Origin of the sequence: Roseinatronobacter ekhonensis, assembly GCF_900499075.1 — a bacterium.
Lineage (GTDB): Bacteria > Pseudomonadota > Alphaproteobacteria > Rhodobacterales > Rhodobacteraceae > Roseinatronobacter > Roseinatronobacter ekhonensis.
In genome coordinates this window covers 43,671-64,575 of record NZ_UIHC01000008.1, presented here as the reverse complement: position 1 = coordinate 64,575, position 20,905 = coordinate 43,671, and the positions used below count along the sequence as shown (strand labels likewise).

22 protein-coding genes and 1 other RNA gene are annotated in these 20,905 nt (G+C 63.1%); 18 read left to right on the top strand and 5 right to left on the bottom strand.

Translation table 11 applies throughout. From position 1 onward, the window contains the following. Nucleotides 1-2 precede the first annotated feature (2 nt). Nucleotides 3-770, bottom strand: coding sequence for a metal ABC transporter ATP-binding protein (locus ROE7235_RS05785; RefSeq protein ID WP_121093720.1), 768 nt, complete (start codon nt 768-770; stop codon nt 3-5). After that, entirely contained in the window at nt 767-1,717 is a 951-nt protein-coding gene (locus tag ROE7235_RS05780) for a metal ABC transporter solute-binding protein, Zn/Mn family (protein ID WP_121093782.1), read from the bottom strand. The genes ROE7235_RS05785 and ROE7235_RS05780 overlap by 4 nt, the downstream gene beginning before the upstream one ends. Nucleotides 1,718-1,900: 183 nt before the next feature. On the opposite strand from ROE7235_RS05780, the gene ssrA reads away from it, so the two are divergent. From ssrA to ROE7235_RS05760, 4 genes are all read left to right on the top strand, one after another. Then, nucleotides 1,901-2,250: a transfer-messenger RNA gene (gene ssrA / locus ROE7235_RS05775) on the top strand. Nucleotides 2,251-2,347: 97 nt separating this feature from the next. Beyond that, nucleotides 2,348-2,815 carry an SspB family protein gene (locus tag ROE7235_RS05770; RefSeq protein ID WP_121093719.1) on the top strand — a complete coding sequence of 156 codons (468 nt, stop codon included), beginning with the start codon at nt 2,348-2,350 and terminating at the stop codon, nt 2,813-2,815. Between the two features lie 80 nt (nt 2,816-2,895). Next, entirely contained in the window at nt 2,896-4,290 is a 1,395-nt protein-coding gene (gene fumC / locus ROE7235_RS05765; RefSeq protein WP_121093718.1) for a class II fumarate hydratase, read from the top strand. 84 nt (nt 4,291-4,374) lie between these two features. After that, on the top strand, nt 4,375-5,331 hold the full coding sequence (locus ROE7235_RS05760) for a serine hydrolase domain-containing protein (RefSeq protein WP_121093717.1): 957 nt from the start codon (nt 4,375-4,377) through the stop codon (nt 5,329-5,331). A gap of 6 nt (nt 5,332-5,337) precedes the next feature. Here the strand turns inward: ROE7235_RS05760 and ROE7235_RS05755 are convergent, their stop codons facing one another. Then, nucleotides 5,338-6,243 (bottom strand): class I SAM-dependent methyltransferase, encoded by a 906-nt coding sequence (locus tag ROE7235_RS05755; protein WP_245963887.1) that lies wholly within the window; start codon nt 6,241-6,243, stop codon nt 5,338-5,340. 150 nt (nt 6,244-6,393) lie between these two features. Between ROE7235_RS05755 and ROE7235_RS05750 the strand changes: the two genes are divergently transcribed. After that, on the top strand, nt 6,394-7,680 hold the full coding sequence (locus tag ROE7235_RS05750) for a lipoprotein-releasing ABC transporter permease subunit (RefSeq protein ID WP_121093716.1): 1,287 nt from the start codon (nt 6,394-6,396) through the stop codon (nt 7,678-7,680). Next, nucleotides 7,673-8,365 carry an ABC transporter ATP-binding protein gene (locus tag ROE7235_RS05745; protein WP_183073338.1) on the top strand — a complete coding sequence of 231 codons (693 nt, stop codon included), beginning with the start codon at nt 7,673-7,675 and terminating at the stop codon, nt 8,363-8,365. The genes ROE7235_RS05750 and ROE7235_RS05745 overlap by 8 nt, the downstream gene beginning before the upstream one ends. A gap of 38 nt (nt 8,366-8,403) precedes the next feature. Here the strand turns inward: ROE7235_RS05745 and crtC are convergent, their stop codons facing one another. Together crtC and crtD are read right to left on the bottom strand one after the other, a co-directional pair. Then, entirely contained in the window at nt 8,404-9,243 is an 840-nt protein-coding gene (gene crtC, locus ROE7235_RS05740) for a carotenoid 1,2-hydratase (RefSeq protein ID WP_503128424.1), read from the bottom strand. Further along, the gene (gene crtD / locus ROE7235_RS05735) at nt 9,240-10,817 is read right to left on the bottom strand and encodes a 1-hydroxycarotenoid 3,4-desaturase CrtD (RefSeq protein ID WP_121093715.1); all 1,578 of its coding nucleotides are present in this window, start codon (nt 10,815-10,817) and stop codon (nt 9,240-9,242) included. Before crtD ends, crtC begins: the two co-directional genes overlap by 4 nt. Before the next feature lie 96 nt (nt 10,818-10,913). Here crtD and ROE7235_RS05730 point away from each other — a divergent pair, with 96 nt between their 5' ends. From ROE7235_RS05730 to pufX, 12 genes are all read left to right on the top strand, one after another. Next, nucleotides 10,914-11,792, top strand: coding sequence for a polyprenyl synthetase family protein (locus tag ROE7235_RS05730; RefSeq protein ID WP_121093714.1), 879 nt, complete (start codon nt 10,914-10,916; stop codon nt 11,790-11,792). A 12-nt stretch (nt 11,793-11,804) separates the two neighbouring features. Next, entirely contained in the window at nt 11,805-12,920 is a 1,116-nt protein-coding gene (locus tag ROE7235_RS05725) for a methyltransferase (RefSeq protein WP_121093713.1), read from the top strand. Nucleotides 12,921-13,023: 103 nt separating this feature from the next. Next, on the top strand, nt 13,024-13,980 hold the full coding sequence (gene bchC, locus ROE7235_RS05720; RefSeq protein ID WP_121093712.1) for a chlorophyll synthesis pathway protein BchC: 957 nt from the start codon (nt 13,024-13,026) through the stop codon (nt 13,978-13,980). Further along, nucleotides 13,977-14,981 carry a chlorophyllide a reductase iron protein subunit X gene (locus tag ROE7235_RS05715; RefSeq protein ID WP_121093711.1) on the top strand — a complete coding sequence of 335 codons (1,005 nt, stop codon included), beginning with the start codon at nt 13,977-13,979 and terminating at the stop codon, nt 14,979-14,981. The genes bchC and ROE7235_RS05715 overlap by 4 nt, the downstream gene beginning before the upstream one ends. A gap of 70 nt (nt 14,982-15,051) precedes the next feature. Further along, nucleotides 15,052-16,626, top strand: coding sequence for a chlorophyllide a reductase subunit Y (gene bchY / locus ROE7235_RS05710; RefSeq protein ID WP_121093710.1), 1,575 nt, complete (start codon nt 15,052-15,054; stop codon nt 16,624-16,626). Beyond that, the gene (gene bchZ, locus ROE7235_RS05705) at nt 16,626-18,086 is read left to right on the top strand and encodes a chlorophyllide a reductase subunit Z (RefSeq protein WP_121093709.1); all 1,461 of its coding nucleotides are present in this window, start codon (nt 16,626-16,628) and stop codon (nt 18,084-18,086) included. The genes bchY and bchZ overlap by 1 nt, the downstream gene beginning before the upstream one ends. Before the next feature lie 18 nt (nt 18,087-18,104). Next, nucleotides 18,105-18,329, top strand: a complete 225-nt coding sequence (gene pufQ, locus ROE7235_RS05700) for a cytochrome PufQ (RefSeq protein WP_121093708.1) — start codon at nt 18,105-18,107, stop codon at nt 18,327-18,329. Nucleotides 18,330-18,443: 114 nt separating this feature from the next. Further along, nucleotides 18,444-18,593 (top strand): light-harvesting antenna LH1, beta subunit, encoded by a 150-nt coding sequence (gene pufB / locus ROE7235_RS05695; RefSeq protein ID WP_121093707.1) that lies wholly within the window; start codon nt 18,444-18,446, stop codon nt 18,591-18,593. A 13-nt stretch (nt 18,594-18,606) separates the two neighbouring features. Next, entirely contained in the window at nt 18,607-18,783 is a 177-nt protein-coding gene (gene pufA, locus ROE7235_RS05690) for a light-harvesting antenna LH1, alpha subunit (RefSeq protein WP_121093706.1), read from the top strand. 99 nt (nt 18,784-18,882) lie between these two features. Next, a complete protein-coding gene (gene pufL / locus ROE7235_RS05685) occupies nt 18,883-19,731 on the top strand; it encodes a photosynthetic reaction center subunit L (RefSeq protein WP_121093705.1) in 849 nt (282 codons plus the stop codon). Further along, nucleotides 19,724-20,647: a photosynthetic reaction center subunit M gene (gene pufM, locus ROE7235_RS05680; RefSeq protein ID WP_121093704.1), complete on the top strand. Its 924-nt coding sequence runs from the start codon at nt 19,724-19,726 to the stop codon at nt 20,645-20,647. Before pufL ends, pufM begins: the two co-directional genes overlap by 8 nt. Before the next feature lie 13 nt (nt 20,648-20,660). Further along, on the top strand, nt 20,661-20,891 hold the full coding sequence (pufX, locus tag ROE7235_RS05675) for an RC-LH1 core complex protein PufX (protein ID WP_121093703.1): 231 nt from the start codon (nt 20,661-20,663) through the stop codon (nt 20,889-20,891). The last annotated feature ends 14 nt before the right edge of the window (nt 20,892-20,905 follow it).

The window sequence follows — 20,905 nt, the reverse complement described above, 5'->3', positions numbered from 1 at the left end:
GCTCATTCCGCTGCCTGCACCGTCTGCGGGGCGGCTGCCAGACCGAGCCGACCGCCATACGTGGCGTGCAATGCATCGGGGGTGAAGGCACGGGCAACCGGCCCTTCGGCCATCGCACGCTGGTTGATAAGGAACACATGGTCGAAATAGTCTTCGACCGTGGACAGGTCATGATGCACGGCGATGACCGATTTCCCCTCGGCGCGCAGCCCGCGCAGCACATCGACAATCGCGCGCTCTGTCGCGGCATCCACCCCGGCGAACGGCTCGTCGAGCAGATAAAGATCGGCCTCTTGGGCCAGGGCACGGGCCAGAAACACGCGTTGTTGCTGTCCGCCCGATAATTGTCCGATCTGGCGGGTGGCGAAATCTGCCATGCCAACGCGGTTCAAACAGTCCAACGCCTGCGCGCGGGCGCTGCCCGACAGCCGACCCCACAGCCCCGCACGGCGGTATTGGCCCATCTGGACCACCTCCAGCGCGGTTGTCGGAAAATCCCAGTCGACACTGGCGCGTTGCGGCACATAGGCCACGCGCCCGCGCGCTTGTGCAAAGGGTTGTCCAAAGATCGACACCTCGCCCGACAGGCGCGGGATTATGCCAAGGCAGGCCTTTAGAAAGGTAGATTTGCCCGCCCCGTTCGGCCCGATAATCGCAGACAGGGCCGCGCGTGGGAAGGTGGCGTCCACCGCCTGCACGGCGGGTTTGTCGCCATAGGTCACGCTCAGGCCGCGCACCGCAAGGGGGCTATGAGCGGGCAAATCCGTCATTGGGCAAGCTGTCCGTTCATTCCGCGTTCAGGGGCGCTGCCGCCAAGCGCGCGCGCGATGGTGGTCACGTTATGGTCGATCATCCCGATATAGGTTCCTTCATAGCTGCCGGTTTCGCCCATGGCGTCGGAAAACAATTCGCCGCCGATGATGACTTCGTGGCCCTGTGCCGCCGCCCCTTCGATCAGCGCGCGAATGTTGCGGTCGCTGACAGAGGTTTCGACAAACACCGCGCCGATGTCGCGCGCAACCAGCATATCGACCAGATCGGCAATGCGCCGCAGACCGGCTTCTGACGCGGTGGACAGGCCCTGAATGCCAACCACCTCGAACCCGTAAGCTGCCCCGAAATAGCCGAATGCGTCATGCGATGTCAGAAGAATGCGCGCATCCTGCGGCACGCTGGCCAGAACCTCGTCCGAATAGCTTGCCAGCTGCGCAAGCTCTTGCAGGTAAGCATCGGCGTTGGCAGCGAATGTGTCGGCGCCCTCGGGCAGTGTCACACTCAGCGCGTCGCGTATTGCCAGTGTCACATCTGCCCAGAGCGCCGGGTCCATCCAGACATGCGGGTCGAAGCGGCCCTCGTAATCCTCAGAGGCCAGAAGGCGATCTTGCGCCAATGCCTCTGTCACGGCCACGACATTTCCGGTTTCCCCAAGTTCCAGAAGGAAATCTTCCATCTGCGCTTCCAGAAACAGGCCGTTCCACAGCACCAGATCGGCACGGGCCAGTGCGACAATGTCGGTGCGGGTCTGGCGGAAAGCATGCGGGTCCACGCCCGGACCCATCAGCGCTTGCAACTCGACCAAGTCGCCGCCCACGGCGCGGGCGGTGTCGGCGATCATTCCCGTGGTGGCCACCACTTGCACCCGGTCTTGCGCCGCCAGAGGGGCCGAAAACAGGGCAGCGGCAGCGGCGAGCGTCAGGCCTTTGAAAAAACGTGTCATGGCACGCATCGAAACAGTTCTCCTTGATCTTGGATGATATCTATTGCGAATAAGTCGCAACGTCAACGTAAATGCAAATCATTCTCATAAACAAGCGCAACCCGATCACGCAACGATCACAAACCCCGGAGCGGGGCTTGGCGCATAATCCAAGGGCAGCCGACGCATGGCCCGTTTGCGCGCCCCCTTGCACTGGTCGCCCGAGGCGCTTACATCTGTCATGTCTCGCAAGGGACTATGGGCATAAACGCGCTCGGAATAAGCGGATCGGACCCGGGGGCGGTACCCGGCGGCTCCACCAACATCCTTCATTTGGGGATCATGGGGCCGAAACAGGATCGACGAACGTGTAAAGGGGTTATGCTTTGCCTCGGTGAGCCACCACCGTTATCGGTGCAAAACGTACAGTTGCAAATGACAACCGTGCTCCGGTAGCAGTTGCTGCGTAAGCAGTAACCAAACCGAAACTTAAGCCCTTGCGCTTAGCCGCGTAAGGCGGGGTTCGCAGGCACCTGGCAACAGAAGCCTGCACTTTCCCCGCATTTTGTGACCGAACCCGATTGCGCCCCTTTCATTTGGGTCCGACTCGGTTATGTTGGTGCGCATAGCGAGAGAGAAGGCAAGATCGGCATGAGTGGTGAAATCGACTATGGCAACCTGATGCATGACGCCATGCGCGGTCTGATCCGGTCCGTGATGGACCGTGTGGCGGAAGATGGTTTGCCCGGCGAGCATCATTTCTTCATTACTGTCGATACCGGCCATCCCGACGTGCAGATGGCCGACTGGCTGCGCGACCGCTACCCCGAAGAGATAACTCTCGTGGTGCAGCACTGGTTCGAAAACCTTGTGGTGGACCCGAACGGCTTTGCCATCACGCTCAATTTCGGCAATGCGCCGGAACCCTTGTATATCCCGTTCGACGCCATCTCGACCTTCGTCGACCCGTCGGTCGAATTCGGCCTGCGGTTCGAGTTGCAGCAGGATGACGACGCCGATGACGAGGATGACGACGATCTGGAAGCGCCGATGCTGGAAGATGCCGAGCGCGAGGAAAAAAGCGCCGATGTCGTCAGTCTGGACCAGTTCCGCAAGTAGGCGGTATGCGGCTGTATGCTGATTGATCTTGCGGCAACTTGGCGCTAAGCCAAGCACAAACAGCCGCAAGGAGCGCCGCAATGACCACCATCCGCGTTGAGACCGACAGTTTTGGCCCGCTGGACGTGCCCGCCGACAAGTATTGGGGTGCGCAGACGCAGCGCTCTATCATCAATTTTCCGATTGGATGGGAACGGCAGCCGGTGCCCATCATCCGCGCTCTCGGCGCGATCAAATGGGCTTGCGCACTGGTCAACATGCAGCAGGGAACGCTGGATGACCGTCGGGGCGCGGCGATTGTGCAAGCGGCGACCGAGGTGTTCAACGGCCAGTTCGATGACAATTTTCCGCTGGTCGTGTGGCAGACGGGGTCCGGCACCCAAAGCAACATGAACGCGAACGAGGTGATTTCCAACCGCGCGATCGAGATTCTGGGCGGCGAGATGGGGTCGAAAGACCCTGTCCACCCCAATGACCATTGCAATATGGGCCAGTCCAGCAATGATACATTCCCGACCGCGATGCATGTCGCCATCGGCATGCTGGCGCGCGACGTGCTGTTGCCGGGGCTGGCCAAGCTGCATGATGCGCTGGCCGCGAAATCCGAGGAATTCAAGGACATCATCAAGATCGGCCGCACCCATACGCAGGATGCGACACCTCTGACGCTGGGGCAGGAATTTGGCGGCTATGCGCATCAGGTGAAAATGGGTATTGCGCGCGTGGAAATGTGCCTGCCGCACATCTACGAGCTGGCGCAGGGCGGCACTGCCGTTGGCACCGGCCTGAATACGCGCAAGGGCTGGGACATGGCGGTCGCGGGTCATATCGCGCAGATCACCGATCTGCCGTTCGTGACCGCACCCAACAAGTTCGAGGCTTTGGCCGCGCATGACGCGATGGTCATGTTTAGCGGCGCGCTGAAAACGGTCGCCGCAAGCCTGTTCAAGATCGCCAATGATATGCGGCTGCTCGGCTCTGGCCCGCGTTCGGGGCTGGGCGAGTTGATCCTGCCGGAGAATGAGCCGGGGTCCAGCATCATGCCCGGCAAGGTCAACCCCACGCAGGCCGAAGCGCTGACGATGGTCTGCGCGCATGTCATGGGCAATGATGCGGCGGTGGGTTTCGCCGGGTCGCAGGGGCATTTCGAGTTGAACGTCTACAACCCGATGATGTCCTACAACGTGTTGCAGAGCATGCAGCTTCTGGGGGATGCGGCGTCATCCTTCACTGACAATATGGTCGTGGGCACCCGCGCCAACGTGGACCGCATCGACAAGCTGATGAAGGAATCGCTGATGCTTGTCACGGCGCTTGCGCCGACCATCGGCTATGACAACGCCACCAAAGTGGCCAAGACGGCGCATAAAAACGGCACCACTTTGAAAGAAGAGGCGATTGCTTTGGGTTTCGTCGATGCCGAAACCTTCGACCGCGTCGTGCGGCCAGAGGATATGATCGGCCCCAAGGGCTGATGTCGCGACGCCGGGGGGAAACCCCCCGGTTCCTTTCGCGGTGCACCACGATGCGCGATTTCCTGTCCATGAAAGGCGCGGGTGATGAAGGGTCTGATTGCGGCATTTGCCTGTGTGCTGACCCTTTTGGGCAGCGGGGTCCAGTCCGCTGACACGGCACAGGTCCGGTTTCTGCAAGACGCAGATGGGACACTCTGGGTAGATGGTGCGGGCGGCGCGGGGCCGGATACGCCCTTCGCGCTCGCCTCTATCGGCAAGACGATGACGGCGGTCGCAGTCCTGCACCTTGTCGGGCAGAGGCGTTTGCAACTGGAGGACGCCGCGCAAACCTATCTGCCCGATGGCATTGCGGACGATCTGGACCTGCCCAATACCCTGACGCTGCGCCATCTGCTGACCATGACCAGCGGGTTGCCGGATTATCTGGGCGACGCTTTTGTCGAAGATGCGCTGGCGCAGGGCCGTGCAGTGCACAACCCGCGCGTGGCCCTGACTTATGCCCATGGCATGGAACCTGTCTTCGCGCCGGGCGCAGGCTTTGACTATTCCAACACCAATTACGTGCTGCTGGGGCTGATACTGGAACATTTGACTGGGCAGGACTACGCGCAGGTGATGCGCGATCTGGTCTTTGATCCGTCAGGTATGGAAACCGCCTTCGTGTTCGGGTCGGGCCCTCTGCCCAGCGATTTTCCCGCAGCGGTAGAGGATGGTCGGAACGTGCGCGATTACTACATCACCCAAGGGATGGGCGATGGCGGCGTGATCGGCTCTGCCCGCGACCTGGCGCGGTTTTATCGCGCACTCTTCGGTGGCGCGCTGTTGCCGCCGGTCCTGATGGCAGACCTTCTGCATGACCCTACGGGCGCGGGCTATGGCACTGGCCTTGAAATCGACGGCCCGCTGGTCGGGCATTCGGGCGGTGATCTGGGGTTTTCGAGCGATGTGCGCCTTGACCGTGATAGCGGCGCATTGGCGATCATGCTTGCGGCACGCCCGGATGCCGACACGGATTGGACCTATCAGGCGCTGGGATATTGAGGCGCATCAGCCGCCCGGTTTGCGCCAGCTTGTTATCAGCACGGAAGCGCGTAATTCGTCATCGACAAAGCCTTCCAACTCGCCGGCCGCGCGCAGCCGGTCCAGATCCGATTGCGCGGGATAGTCCTCTATCCCCAACCAGTCCGAATGCCCCGGCCATTGGTCCTTGAACGCGCGCCGGTAATCGGCCAGCCGCCATTCATTCAGGTAGGAATTTGACTGCACCATGTCGCGTGTGCCTGCGCGCAGATGTGGCCATGGCGGCAGAGCGTGCGGGTCCAGAAACAGGCGCGTGTCATGCGCGCCGGTATGGCTGGTATACAGGTGGGTGATCATCCGGGCCACACCGCCGGGGCGCAGCACGCGCGCCACCTCGGCGGCGGCCTGATCGGGGTGTTCCAGATGTTCGAACACCGAGGTCGAGACAACGGCATCGAAACTGGAATCCTCAAAGGGCAGCGCCTGCGCGTCGCCCTGCACGATCCGGTTGTGCAACTGCGCAGGCCGCACCCCCAGTTGCCGCGCCAGTTCGGCCCGCGTGCGCCGGTCTATGCCCATGACAGAGCGCCCGAGCGTCTTGACCAGCCGCAAGCTGCCATTCTGACGCCAGATACGCCACAGCGCCGCCGGCCCCAGCCGGTCGGGCGTGCGTTCCATATCCACGCCGATCGCGCGGTTGGTCAGCCCGGTGGCCATCAGGAACAGCCGCGTCTGACCGGGACCGATTTCCAGAATATCGCAGTCCATCAGTGGCGCGCCGCGCAATTCTTCGATCGCCGCGACGGTATCGCGCTGGATCTCCAGCGCCTGAGAGACCTGAAGCGGAATATCCCGCGTCTGCCGACGATACAGCCCGATCAATTCAACCAGAAGGCCGCGCAAGCTGCGGATGCCACGTGAATAGGATTGCATGGAGTGACCTTGTCACAGATTGGTTGCGGAACCGTGACCGTAAATGTCGCCAAGTTCAAGTCGCCTTGATGTGCTTTGCCTTTGCGCTTGTGGCGGGCAGGGGCTAGACAGACGGGGACAAACCCTCAGCCCCGAACCCCAGAGCCGCTCATGTCCCATAGCACCCCGCCCTTCGCGTCCTTCGAGTGGATGATCGCGTGGCGCTACCTGCGCGCGCGCCGGGCCGAAGGCGGCGTCAGCGTGATGACGGTCATTTCATTCGTCGGCGTCATGCTTGCGGTCTTCGCGCTTATCGCCACTCTGGCCGTGCGCTCGGGGTTCCGCGCCGAATTCGTCGATACCATTCTGGGCGCGAATGCCCATGTCACGGTGTATTCCGCCGTCCATGTGGATGAAGCGGGGCGCACCAGCCGCGTGATTGAAGATTATGACGAAATGGCCGAGCGGTTGGCCGAGATCCCCGGTGTCACGCGGGTTGCTCCGCTGATCAAAGGGCAGGTCATGGCCTCTGCCAACAGCCGCAATACCGGGGTAGAGGTGTTCGGCATCAGCCCCGATAATCTGGCAACCTTGCCGCGCGTCGCCAATCCCGAATTCTCTTCGGGCGATATCGGGCGGTTCAGCGACGGCGTTGCGATCGGGTCGGGCGTGGCGCGAGAGCTGAACCTTGGCGTCGGCGACAGTATCCGGCTTATTTCCCCCGACGGGGTGCGCACGGCGTTCGGGACCAGCCCGCGCATTTCGGCCTACGAGGTGGTGTATATCTTCACCGCCGGGCGCTACGACATCGACCGCACCAGGCTTTATATGCCGTTTTCTGACGCGCAGATCTATTTCAACCGCGATGGTGTGGCCGACGAGATGGAGGTCATGGTCGAGAATCCTGACGAGATTGACAGCCTGCGCGCGCCGCTTCTGCGGGCCAGCGGCGAGCGGGCCATGCTCTGGACATGGCGCGACAGCGCGGGGTCATTCCTGCGCGCGCTCGAGGTGGAGGATAACGTGATGTTCGTCATCCTCTCGATCCTTGTGCTGATTGCGGCGATGAACATCATTTCCGGCCTTATCATGCTGGTCAAGAACAAGGGCCGCGACATTGGCATTCTGCGCACCATGGGGCTGACCGAAGGGTCCATCCTGCGGGTATTTTTCATCTGCGGGGCCAGTGTGGGCTTGCTTGGCACACTTGCGGGTGTGGTGCTGGGCTGTGTCTTTGTCATCTACATAGACCCGATTTTTAGCCTTGTGAACTATGTGTCCGGCGGCGGGGTGTGGGACCCGGCCATTCGCGGCATCTATGCGCTGCCCGCCCAGTTGCGGCTGGAAGATGTGCTGAAATCGGTGGCTTTGTCTTTGTCGCTGTCCTTTATCGTAACCATCTTTCCCGCGCGTCGTGCCGCCCGCATGAACCCTGTAGAGGCGTTGCGCTATGAGTGATCCTGCGCTGGACCGTGCCCTTGTGCTCGAAGGCATCTGCAAGACCTACAACGCCGGCAAACCGGGTGAGGTGCGTGTGCTGCGCGATGTCTCGGTCACGCTGGACAGGGGCGAGGTGGTCGCGCTGGTGGCGCCGTCTGGCGCAGGCAAGTCGACGTTGCTGCACATTGCCGGACTTCTTGACACGCCCGATACCGGGAATGTGCTGGTGGACGGCACTAACATGACCCGGCTGGGCGATGATGCCCGCACCGCCGCGCGGCGCGGCCAGATCGGGTTTATCTACCAGTTTCACCATCTGCTTCCGGAATTCTCGGCGCTGGAAAATATCGTGCTGCCGCAACTGGCCAACGGCGTTGGCAGCGCGCAGGCATCCGCGCGCGCGCAGCAACTTCTGGACCGGGTGGGCGTTGCCGGGCGCGCAGGCCACCGCCCCGCCGCCCTGTCGGGGGGCGAGCAGCAGCGCGTCGCCTTCTGCCGCGCGCTGGCCAATGCGCCGGGGCTGTTGCTGGCAGACGAGCCGACGGGCAATCTGGACCCGACAACCTCGGACCAGGTCTTTGGCGCGCTGATGGACCTTGTGCGCGAAACCGGCCTGTCGGCGCTGATTGCCACGCATAACCTGGACCTCGCCCGCCGCATGGACCGCGTGCTGCGACTGGATGACGGGCAGGTGGTCGGCTAAGGCGCGACGGTACGTGCTGAAGCCCAAATTGCGCGGCTTTATCCGGCGGCGTCAGCGAACCGCCAGCCTGCGCGGCGGGGAACGCGCACCGCCAGCATGGGCTTGAGCAGCGGTTGCGCATACCGGCGCAGGTCCAGCGCCTCGTGAACACCGACAGAATGCTCGCCGTCAATCGTCGTCTGCACGGCAGAGCGGGTGTAGAACGGTGCGTCCAGCATCGGCATGACCTGACGCGGCGTGACGCCCTTATCCGCCCGCGTTTCGCGCCGCACGGCCCAGAGGCTGCGCGCGAAGCGGGCACGCGGCGGGGCAGTGATATGCTCCATCCGCCCGTCACGGTGGAAATGCAGCGCGGTCGATTGCTCGGATCCGTCACGCAGCACCGCGTCATAAAAACATGTGGCCCCGTGGCTGCGCGGGAAACGCCCCCATGTCCAGTAGTTGAAATCATCCTCCAGCGCCGCCGATCCGAAATTGGCGTCGAAATAGCCGTGCCCTTGCCATGTTTGGCCGGGCGACAGATCCACCTCGATGCGCGCGATGGGCGCGAAGGGCTGCCAATGATGCGCGCCATCGGGTGTCAGGGCGTGGGTCTGGCCGAACAGCGCTTCGGGGTGCAGCGTGATCGTGCCGCGCACGCGGCTGATCAGCGGGGGAGAGGAAATCTCGTTCACCTCGATCACCAGCTTGTCGCCCTCCCAACGCATGGAGGACGGGCCGACCTCGAACACATCTTCGGACTGGCGCAACGCCGCGCGCCCCCGGTCTGTCATCGTAAAGCGCCCCTTGGGGCCGTAGGTTGCCACGTTGATGCAGCAATGGTTCTGCGGCTCGCGCCGTCCGGACCATTTATACCATGGCGAGAAAACCGAGCCTATGAACCCGATGACCGAGACGGCACGGGTGCCACAATCGCTGATCCCGTCGACATACCACCACGCATACCCGTTGGGGCCGACCTGTCGGCGGAAATCGGGTCGCTGAGCACAGCTGCCGCCGCGTGCCCCCCCGACATCAACGCCATCGGCACGCCCGCTCCCGGATGCACCCCGCCCCCCGCCAGATACAGGCCCTTGACCCGTGTGCGCACCGTGGGCCGCAGAAACGTTGCTTGCGCACCGTTCGGTGATAGCCCGTAAAGTGCCCCCTGGCTGCGCGGAAACAGCCCCGCGAACATCGCCGGAGTGGTCAGGCTGTCCGGGCCGGGGCGCGGGGTCAGATGCAGGCCGAAACGGGCCAGCCGGTCGCATGGATGGGTTTGGCATGAAACCTCCGTCTCGGGTGTGCCGGTGCGCGTAGCGGGCGCATTGAGGATGAATTGAAACCGCTCCGCCCCGTCCGGTGCCACGCCCTGCGCGCGGTCCTGCGCGCAGACATAGATGGTCGGGTCGGGCGGTGTTTGCCCTTGCGCCAGCGGGCTGAATTCCGCATCGGTGTCATCGGCAAAAAACAGCGTGTGATAGGCCAGCGCATCGCGGCCCAAGCCTGTGGGCGCAACCTTGGCAGCAAAGGTCCAGACCCGCGCCGACAGGCTGCGTGGTCGGGTCTGGCGCGGCTTGGGCGCCTTGGGCGGGGTGTCGAGCAGATAGGGCAGCGCCGCCGGATCCCCGTTGAAGATAATCTGGCGGCAGGCAATTTCGCTGCCATCGGCCAGATGCAGCCCGGTGGCGCGGCCTTTTTCCGTCAGAATGCGTGCAACCGGCGTATGCAGCCGCAGCCGTCCGCCCAGCCGCTCCAAACACTCGGCCAGGGTCTGCGCCAGTCGCGCCATGCCGCCTTTGACCGCCCAGACGCCCGCTGCCTCCGCCTGCCAGACCAGCCCCAGCACCGCAGGGGCCAGCAGCGGGTTGCCCCCGACATATGTCGCGTAGCGCCCGAATAGCTGCCGCAGATGCGGGTCCGACAAGCGGGCGTTCAGCATGCTGTGCAGCGACCGCCCCGGCACCAGCCATGGCAGGATCTTTGGGTTTGCAAGTGCGGCGCGCGCCGCCCCCAGAACGCTGGGCGTCGCACGGCGCATGATGGGCGCATCGAACGCGTCGAACAAGCTGCGCGTCTCAGCGCTGAAGCGGGCAAAGTCGTGGCCCGCGCGCGCGCCAAACGCCTGCGTGATCGCATCCGCGTTCTGGCCCGCGTCATGCGTCAGGTCCAGCTTGGTGCCATCGGCCCAATAGTGGCGTGCCAAAACGGGCAGGGCGTTCAACGTCAGATGGTCCTGCGTTGCAGTGCCCGCGGCCGCGAACAGATCGTCCAGCACATCGCGCAGGGTCAGCACGGTGGGGCCCGCATCAACCGGGCCAGCGTCGGACGGCACTGTGCGCATCTTGCCGCCGGGCCAGCCATGCGCTTCATACACCGTTACATCGCGGCCCGCCGCAGCCAGACGGATCGCCGCAGCCAGCCCGCCCATACCCGCGCCGATAATGGCGATGCTGTGATTGTCAAAGCTCATGTCAGGAATTCTTGACTCTTTGTGCGAAACTGTCCAGTATAATTTACACATACATGTCCAATTGTTCTGACAGATGCCAGCCAAAGGGAGGTCGCCATGGACCTGAGCCACCGAATTGACACGGCGATGAGCGCGGCGATTGCCCGTGCCCAAGGGCAAGCGTCCCCCGATGGGGCAGTGCCGGGGCGCTTGGCGGCGGCCTTGCATTATGCGGTTACACCTGGGGGCGCGCGCATCCGTCCCACCATCTGCCTGTCGGTCGCCAAGGCTTGCGGCGATGATCGTCCGGCACTATCCGATTCGGCGGCAATTGCGCTGGAGCTGATCCATTGCGCCAGCCTTGTCCATGATGATCTGCCCGCCTTCGATAATGCCGATTTCCGGCGCGGCAAGCCGACCGTGCATCTGGCGTTTTCCGAACCCTTGGCGGTGCTGACCGGCGACAGCCTGATTATCGCGGCCTTTGAAGAACTTGGTGGCGCTGACGACGCAGATGCAGCGCGCGCGTTGCGCCTTGTGCGGTTGTTGTCGCGGCATACCGGCATGCCACATGGCATTTGTGCGGGGCAGGGATGGGAGAGCGAGGCACAGGTGGACTTGCGCGCCTATCACCGTTCGAAAACCGCCGCGCTGTTCGTCGCCGCCACCCAGATGGGCGCGCTGGCGGCCGGACAAGACCCGGAGCCTTGGGAAGAACTTGGCGCGCGCATTGGCGAGGCGTTTCAAGTGGCCGATGACCTGCGCGACGCGCTTTACGATGAACAGGCGCTTGGCAAGCCCGCAGGGCAGGACGTGGCCAATGCCCGGCCCTCTGCGGTCGAGGAACTGGGCGTGCAGGGCGCGATCAAGCACCTGCAGGACATTCTGTCGGGTGCGATTGCGTCCATCCCGTCCTGCCCCGGCGAAGGGCAGTTGGCCCAGCTTGTCCGGCTTTATGCCGAACGCATGACGCCCGTCGCCCCGGCGCGGGTCTGACCCATGTCGGACATGACCGCCCTGGACCAGCCGTTCCGCCCGGCCGGGCTGGTCAATCGGCTGGCGGCATCCCGCAAATTCCAAGCATTTTGCGCGCGTGTTCCGGGGTTGCGGGGCATTGCCCGATCCGAGGGGGCAGCGCTTTTCGACCTTATGCAGGGATTCGTGCAAAGCCAGATGCTGACCGCGCTGGTCGAATTGCGGGTGCTGCACATGCTTGCCGATGGGCCTGCAACGGCAGAGGCGTTGGCCACCCGCGCCAATGTTCCGCCCGAGCGCATGGCCATTCTGGCTCAAGCAGGCGCGGGGATGGGTGTGTTGGTGCGGCGCGGCCAGCGGTTCAAGCTGTCGCGGCGCGGCGCGGCCTTTCTGGGCGTGCCGGGGCTGGCCGATATGGTGCGGCACCATTCGGTGCTGTATCAGGATCTGGCCGATCCCGTCGCTTTCATGCGCGGTGAAACCGATCCCGATCTGGCGCGTTTCTGGCCCTATGTGTTCGGCGCCACCGGCCCGATGGATGCAGAGGTCGCCGCACGCTATTCGCAGTTGATGGCCGACAGTCAGGGGCTTGTCGCGCAAGATGCGCTGCGCGCGCTGGACCTGCGTGGGATAGACCAGCTTTTGGACATCGGCGGCGGCACAGGCGCGTTTTTACGCGCGGTGCGGGCGCGTTACCCCGACCTGTCGCTGGCCTTGTTCGACCTGCCCGATGTGGTCGCGCAAGCCGCGCTGCCCGCGGACGTGACGCGCCATGGCGGGTCGTTCCGAACCGATCCCCTGCCAAAGGGCGCGGATGCGATCAGCCTTGTCCGCGTGCTCTATGACCATGCGGATGACACGGTCGCGGCCCTTCTGGCATCGGTCTATGCTGCCCTGCCGCCCGGCGGGCGCGTGCTGGTGGTGGAACCCATGTCGGGCGGTGCCAAACCGGACCCGCAGACCGATGTGTATTTCGCAGTTTACACTTTGGCGATGCAAACGGGGCGCACGCGCTCTGCGGCCGAAATCGGCGCAATGCTCGCAAAAGCCGGTTTTATCCACGTATCCGCGCCAAAAGCGTCCCGTGCCTATGTCACAGGCGTTGTCGAGGCGCGCAAACCGGCACTGCCCAAAGATCGGGCAAAATAACTGTCAATAAAGATTGACAGTAAGTGCTGTATCATTAAGATTACACATAGGGAGCGAGTCACATCCGTGTGACGCCCCGTTGAATGCCAGACGAGGAGCAGACGTGCAGACCCAAGCCATCATTCTTTCCGCCCCGCGCCAGCTGAAGCTGGGTGCAGTGGAATTGACGGCACCGGGACCGCAGGATCTGGTGATCCGCGTCGACCATTCAGGCGTGTCTACGGGCACGGAAAAACTGTTCTGGACCGGAGAGATGCCGCCATTCCCCGGCATGGGCTACCCGCTTGTTCCGGGCTACGAGGCTTGCGGCGAAGTCATCGAAGCAGGCGCGGAAAGCGGCTACAGGGCCGGCGAACGTGTGTTCGTGCCAGGTGCCAATTGCTTTGCGCCCGGCGAATCGGGTCCGGTCTTTGGGCTGTTTGGCGCGGCGTCGCGCCATCTGGTCAGCAATGCCGCCCGCGTCACCCGCGTGGACAGCGCCATCGGGCCGGAAGGCGCGCTGCTGGCGCTGGCCGCAACCGCGCGCCACGCGTTGGCGGGTCCGAATGCAACCGTGCCGGACCTGATTGTCGGACACGGCGTATTGGGCCGCCTGATGGCGCGCATCGCCATTGCGATGGGCGCGCCCGCGCCCACCGTCTGGGAAATCAACCCTGCGCGACAATCCGGGGCAGAGGGCTATGAAGTTCTCCACCCCGATGCTGACCCGCGTCGCGACTACAACGTGGTCATGGACGCGTCCGGCGCCGAAGGGCTGCTCGACAGCCTGATCGGGCGCATTGCCAAGGGCGGCGAAGTGGTGCTGGCGGGATTCTACACCAAGCCCATCCAGTTCAATTTCGTGCCCGCCTTCATGCGCGAAGTGCGTTTGCGTATCGCCGCCGAATGGCAATCCGACGACCTGAGCGCCACGCGCGCGCTGATCGACAGCGGCAAGCTGTCCCTGTCCGGTCTGATTACCCACCATGCCCGCCCCGATACGGCGGGCCCCGCCTACGAGACGGCCTTCAGCGATCCTGACTGCCTGAAGATGATCATCGACTGGGAGGCAACTGCATGACCCTCGACATTCCGAACCTGAAAGACATGGACCAGCGGCTGCGCGATGAAGCGCATGAAGAGCCTACGCTGGAAGTGCCACAATCGGAGCCAACCAAGCACACCCAGATCATTGCGATCTATGGCAAGGGCGGGATTGGCAAATCCTTCACGCTGGCGAACCTGTCTTGCATGATGGCCGAAATGGGCAAACGTGTTTTGCTCATCGGCTGCGACCCGAAATCCGACACGACCTCGCTTTTGTTCGGCGGCAAGGCTTGCCCCACGATCATCGAGACATCCTCGGCCAAGAAACTTGCCGGCGAGGAAGTGGCGATTGGCGACGTGTGCTTCAAGCGCAACGGCGTATTCGCCATGGAACTTGGCGGGCCAGAAGTGGGCCGCGGTTGCGGCGGTCGCGGGATCATCCACGGGTTTGAACTGCTGGAAAAGCTGGGCTTCCATGATTGGGATTTCGACTATGTCCTGCTCGACTTCCTAGGCGACGTGGTCTGTGGCGGTTTCGGCCTGCCGATTGCCCGTGACATGGCGCAAAAGGTGATCTTGGTCGCCTCGAACGACCTGCAATCGCTGTATGTGGCCAACAATGTCTGCTCGGCGGTCGAATATTTCCGCAAGATGGGTGGCAATGTCGGCGTGGCCGGTCTGGTCATCAACAAGGATGACGGGACGGGCGAGGCGCAAGCCTTTGCCGAAGCCGTGGACATCCCCGTGCTGGCCGCGATCCCCGCCGATGATGATTTGCGCAAGAAATCGGCCAATTACCAGATCGTCGGCACGAGCAAGGGCCAATGGGGCGCGATGTTCGAAGGCTTGGCCGAAGCGGTGGCCATCGCCCCGCCCGTGCGCCCCGCGCCGCTGAACCAGGACGGTTTGCTGGCGCTGTTTGACAGCAAGGATACCGGCGGTGACGTGGTGCTGGAACCGGCAACCGACACCGACATGCGCGGCAAGAACGCAGTGACAAAGGTCAGTCTGGAAGTGGTCTATGACGATGCGTGATGGCATCGACCCGAAAGAGGGGGGCGCTGCCCCCCGGCCTGCGGCCGCCCCCCGGAGTATTTCGGGCAAGATGAAGGGCGAGGTCAGCTACGATTCCGCCGCCGAGGCCGAGGTCGAGGTGATGGAGAGTGATCTGCCCGCGGGAGAGGCCCCCGAGGGTGTGGCCCCAGACGGCATGGGCTGCCACGCCCCCGCCGAGCAGATGGAAGCGCAAGCGCGCGCGTCGGGCAATGGCGCGGTGCTGGACCAGTTTGCCAAGGATTATCCGCAAGGGCCGCATGACCGGCCCGAATCCATGTGCCCGGCCTTCGGGTCGTTGCGTGTTGGGCTGCGGATGCGGCGTGTCGCGACCGTGCTGAGCGGGTCGGCCTGCTGTGTCTATGGCCTGACCTTCGTAAGCCATTTCTACGGCGCGCGGCGGTCGGTTGGCTATGTGCCGTTCAATTCGGAAACGCTGGTCACGGGCAAGCTGTTCGAGGATATCCGCGAAGGTGTCGAGCAGATGGCTGATCCCGAACGCTATGATGCGATCGTGGTGACGAACCTGTGCGTGCCCACCGCCAGCGGCGTGCCGCTGCGGTTGCTTCCCAAGGAAATCAACGGGGTGCGGATTATCGGCATCGACGTGCCGGGATTCGGGATTCCGACCCATGCCGAAGCCAAGGATGTGTTGGCTGGGGCCATGCTGAACTATGCCCGCCAGGAAGTGGCAGCAGGCCCCGTGCCCGCGCCGAAATCGGGCCGGACGGACCGCCCCAGCGTGACCCTGCTGGGCGAGATGTTCCCCGCCGACCCGATGATGATCGGCGCGATGCTGGCCCCGATGGGCTTGGCCGCGGGGCCCGTGGTGCCGACGCGTGAATGGCGCGAGATGTATGCCGCGCTTGATTGCGGCGCGGTGGCGGCGATCCACCCATTCTATTCGGCGGCAGTTCGCGAGTTTGAGGCGGCGGGTCGTCCCATTGTCGGCTCCGCCCCCGTTGGCGTGGACGGCACGCATGACTGGCTGGCCGCGATTGGTGACGCGATGGGCGTGGCCCCCGCGCAGGTCGCTGCCGCGCAGAACGCGTTTATCCCCGCGATCAAGGACGCGCTGGCCGCGAACCCGATCAACGGGCGGATTACATTGTCGGGCTATGAAGGGTCCGAGCTGATCGTGGCGCGCCTGCTGATCGAAAGCGGCGCGGATGTGGCCTATGTGGGCACCGCTTGTGCGGCATCACGCTGGAGCCAGGCTGACCGCGAATGGCTGGAAGCGCGCGGCGTTGTCGTGAAGTTCCGCGCATCATTGGCCGATGATCTGGCCGCTGCCGACGGTCTGGACCCCGACCTAGTGATCGGCACCACCCCCGTGGTGCAGCATGCCAAGCAAAAGGGCACGCCGTCGCTGTATTTCACCAACCTGATTTCCGCGCGCCCCCTGATGGGGCCTGCGGGTGCCGGGTCTTTGGGTGAGGTGATCAACGCCGCCATCGCGGGCAAGGAACGCATGGACAAAATGCGCGACTTCTTCGAGGGCGTGGGCGAGGGCGACACGGCTGGTATCTGGGAAGGGTCGCCGAACCTGCGCCCCGATTTCCGCGCCGCGCACCAGAAGAAACTCGACAAGGCCGAACGCGCCGCAAAAGCGCAGGAGATGATCTGATGCTTGTTCAGGATCATGACAGGGCAGGGGGCTATTGGGGCGCGGTTTATGCGTTCTGTGCCGTCAAAGGCTTGCAGGTGGTTATCGACGGCCCGGTGGGCTGCGAGAACCTGCCAGTGACATCGGTGCTCCATTACACCGATGCACTGCCGCCGCATGAATTGCCGATTGTCGTGACAGGGTTGGGCGAGGAGGAGTTGGGTCGGGACGGAACCGAGGGCGCCATGAAACGCGCCTGGAAAACGCTCGACCCCGCTTTGCCTGCCGTGGTTGTCACGGGCTCTATTGCCGAGATGATCGGCGGCGGTGTGACCCCGCAAGGCACCAATATTCAACGGTTTTTGCCGCGCACCATCGACGAGGACCAGTGGGAAGCCGCGGACCGCGCGATGACGTGGATTTTCACCGAATACGGCATGACCAAGGGCCGTATGCCGCCCGAGAAAAAGCGCGAAGAGGGCGCACGCCCGCGCGTGAATATTCTGGGGCCGATGTATGGCACGTTCAACATGCCGTCCGATCTGGCCGAGATTCGTCGCTTGGTCGAGGGCATTGGGGCAGAGGTGAACATGGTCATGCCCTTGGGCGCGCATCTGGCCGAGATGCGCAACCTTGTGAATGCCGATGTGAATATCTGCATGTATCGCGAATTCGGGCGCGGATTGTGCGAAGTGTTGGGCAAGCCCTATCTGCAAGCGCCGATCGGGATGGACAGCACGACGAAATTCTTGCGTCAGCTTGGGGATATGCTGGGGCTGGACCCAGAGCCGTTCATCACCCGCGAGAAGCATTCGACGCTGAAGCCGATGTGGGATCTGTGGCGCTCTGTGACGCAGGATTTCTACGCCACCGCCAGTTTCGCCGTGGTCGCGAATGAGACGTATGCACGCGGCTTGCGCAATTACCTTGAGGGCGATCTGGGCATGCCCTGCGCCTTTGCCGTCGCCCGCACGCGTGGCAAGAAAACCGATAATGACCGCGTGCGTGCCATGATGGCCGAGAAGCGCCCGCTGATCGTGTTCGGGTCCATAAACGAGAAGATGTATCTGGCCGAGATGAAGGCCGGGCACGGGCCTGCGCCTGCCTTCATTCCCGCCAGCTTTCCGGGCGCGGCCATCCGCCGCCACACCGGCACGCCGATGATGGGCTATGCGGGTGCGATCTATGTGCTGCAAGAAGTGTGCAACGGGTTGTTCGATGCGCTGTTCCACATCCTGCCGCTGGGCAGCGAAATGGACGCCGTTGATGCAACGCCCGCCGAACTGAAGCGCGACCTGCCCTGGTCCGACGCGGCGAAAGCCGAACTGGACCGCATTGTCGCACAACACCCCATTCTGACCCGTATCTCGGCGGCGCGCACCATGCGCGACGCGGTCGAGAGAGCCGCACTGGAGCAAGGCGCGGACGAGGTCGACACCGCATTGGTTCGGGGTATTGCCCCCGCACCGGCCAGAGCCTGATAGCAGGAGGAACCAACCATGGCTGACTACACCGTCAACACCCCCAAAGCCCATCACCAACCGCGCGATGGCGGCTGGGAATACACCCTGTATTTCGCCGTCGTCTTTGCCTTGGCACTGGCTGTGGGTCTGCTGACCTGGTCGTGGCGCATTGTCACCACGGGCCGCCTGCCGCGCCTTGGCCCGTTGGGCCGCGCGCTGGCCGATGCCCGCGCGATCGCGCCGATCATTTACCGCAGCTAAGGCGCTGCGAGAACAGAATTCCCGCGGGTGCGAGTTCGCGGGTGGGGTGGGGGGCAACCCCTGCCAACCCTGCCGCAGGGTGTGCGGTGCCAGTCTTACGATCCGGAGGATACTATGGCTGAAAATTCTGATCTGTCGTTTACAGGTCTCACCGACGAGCAGGCCCAGGAACTGCACTCGGTCTATATGAGCGGGCTATGGCTGTTTTCAGCCGTTGCTATCGTGGCTCATTTGGCCGTGTTCATCTGGCGCCCGTGGTTCTGAGGAGGATTGAGAAATGAGCAAGTTTTACAAAATCTGGCTGATCTTCGATCCGCGCCGCGTTTTCGTGGCACAGGGCGTGTTCCTGTTCCTTCTGGCCGCGATGATCCATCTCGTGCTGCTGTCGAACCCGTCCTACAACTGGTTCACGATTGCTGCCGACAAGTACGAGCGGGTTGTTCCTGCCGAATAAGCATAGCGCCGCGGGCATGGGCAACCATGCCTTTGCCCGTGGCCAACTTCACCATTCATTGACGGCCTTGACGGCCGCCGCACCTTAGCGGAGGGAAGCATGGCGCTGCTGAGCTTCGAGCGCAAATACCGCGTGCCGGGTGGCACGTTGGTCGGCGGAAACCTGTTCGACTTTTGGGTCGGGCCGTTTTACGTCGGTTTTTTCGGGGTAACGACCGTGTTCTTCGCGGTTCTCGGAACGCTCTTGATCTTTTGGGGGGCTGTGCTGCAAGGCACGTTTAACCCCTGGCTTATTTCAATAAATCCCCCACCCCTGTCCTATGGGTTGGGTCCGGCACCGCTGCTTGAAGGCGGGCTATGGCAGGTTGTGACCATCTGCGCGATCGGGGCGTTCGTGTCCTGGGCGCTGCGCGAGGTCGAGATCTGCCGCAAATTGGGCATGGGCTATCATGTGCCTTTCGCCTTTGGCGTGGCGATCTTTGCCTATCTCACGCTGGTTGTCATTCGTCCCGTGCTTATGGGCGCCTGGGGGCATGCATTCCCCTACGGTATCTGGACCCATCTCGATTGGGTGTCGAATGTCGGCTACACCTACGGCAACTTCCACTACAACCCGGCGCATATGATCGCGGTGACGTTCTTCTTCACCACGACACTGGCGCTGGCGCTGCATGGCGCGCTGGTTCTGTCGGCTGCCAACCCCAAGAAGGGCGAGATCATGAAAACGCCCGACCACGAGGACACGTTCTTCCGTGACCTGATCGGGTATTCTGTCGGCACTCTGGGCATCCACCGTCTTGGTCTGCTTCTGGCGCTGAATGCCGGGTTCTGGTCGGCGGTCTGTATCGTCATCTCTGGCACCATCTGGTTCGACCAGTGGGTCTACTGGTGGGATTGGTGGTTGGATCTGCCTTGGTGGTCCAACATCGAAGGAGGCGTCAATGGCTGAGTATCAGAACATCTTTACACAGGTTCAGGTGCGCGCAGCCCCCGAAATGGGCTTGGTTGAAGGCGTCGAGCTGGAAAACCGCACCAAATCGGCCAGCTTCTCCACGCTGGCTGGCTGGTTCGGCAATGCCCAGCTTGGCCCCATCTACCTGGGCACGCTGGGCGTGATCTCGCTGGCCACGGGGGCACTGTGGTTCGTCATGGTCGGGCTGTGGTTCTGGGATCAGGCTGGGTATAACCCGGCGGTCTTCCTGCGCGATCTGTTCTGGCTGTCGCTGGACCCGCCCGCGCCGGAATACGGCCTGAGCATCCCGCCAATGCGTGAAGGGGGCTATTTCCTGATCGCGTCCTTCTTCCTGCTGATCTCTGTCATGACATGGTGGGCACGGACCTATCTGCGCGCCGAGGCGCTTGGCATGGGCAAACATGTGGCTTGGGCCTTCGGCTCTGCCATCTGGCTGTTCCTTGTGCTGGGCCTGTTCCGTCCGCTGCTGATGGGATCGTGGTCCGAAGCCGTGCCGTATGGCATCTTCACGCACCTTGATTGGACCAACCTGTTCAGCCTGCGCTACGGCAACCTGTTCTATAACCCGTTCCACGCGCTTTCGATCGTGTTCCTCTATGGCTCGGCTTTGTTGTTTGCCATGCATGGGGCAACCATTCTGGCAGTCTCTCGCTTCGGCGGCGACCGCGAGTTGGAGCAGATCGTGGACCGTGGCACGGCAAGTGAACGTGCGGCCTTGTTCTGGCGCTGGACCATGGGCTTCAATGCCACGATGGAAGGTATCCACCGTTGGGCCTGGTGGTTTGCGGTGCTGACCACGCTGACCGGCGGGATCGGTATCCTGCTGACCGGCACGGTCGTTGACAACTGGGCCATCTGGGCTGAAGCCCGCGGCTACCGCCCAACCTACTGACTTGGAGGTCACTATGGCACAGCATGACTACATCGAAGAGTCGCCCGGCCAAAGGCTGCGGAACTGGATCCTGTCGGAAATGTTGCGGGGCGCTGGCTATGCCGCCGCGGTTCTGATCGGGATCGGCGCACTCATCGGGCTGATCTGGGTCGTTGGGCAGTTCCTGCCCGAGGACAGCAAGAACGCGCCGCCGCCAATGCCGTATAGTGCATTGGAAGCGCCTGCGCTGATCGCCACGGTTTAACCCGGCGGTCAAAG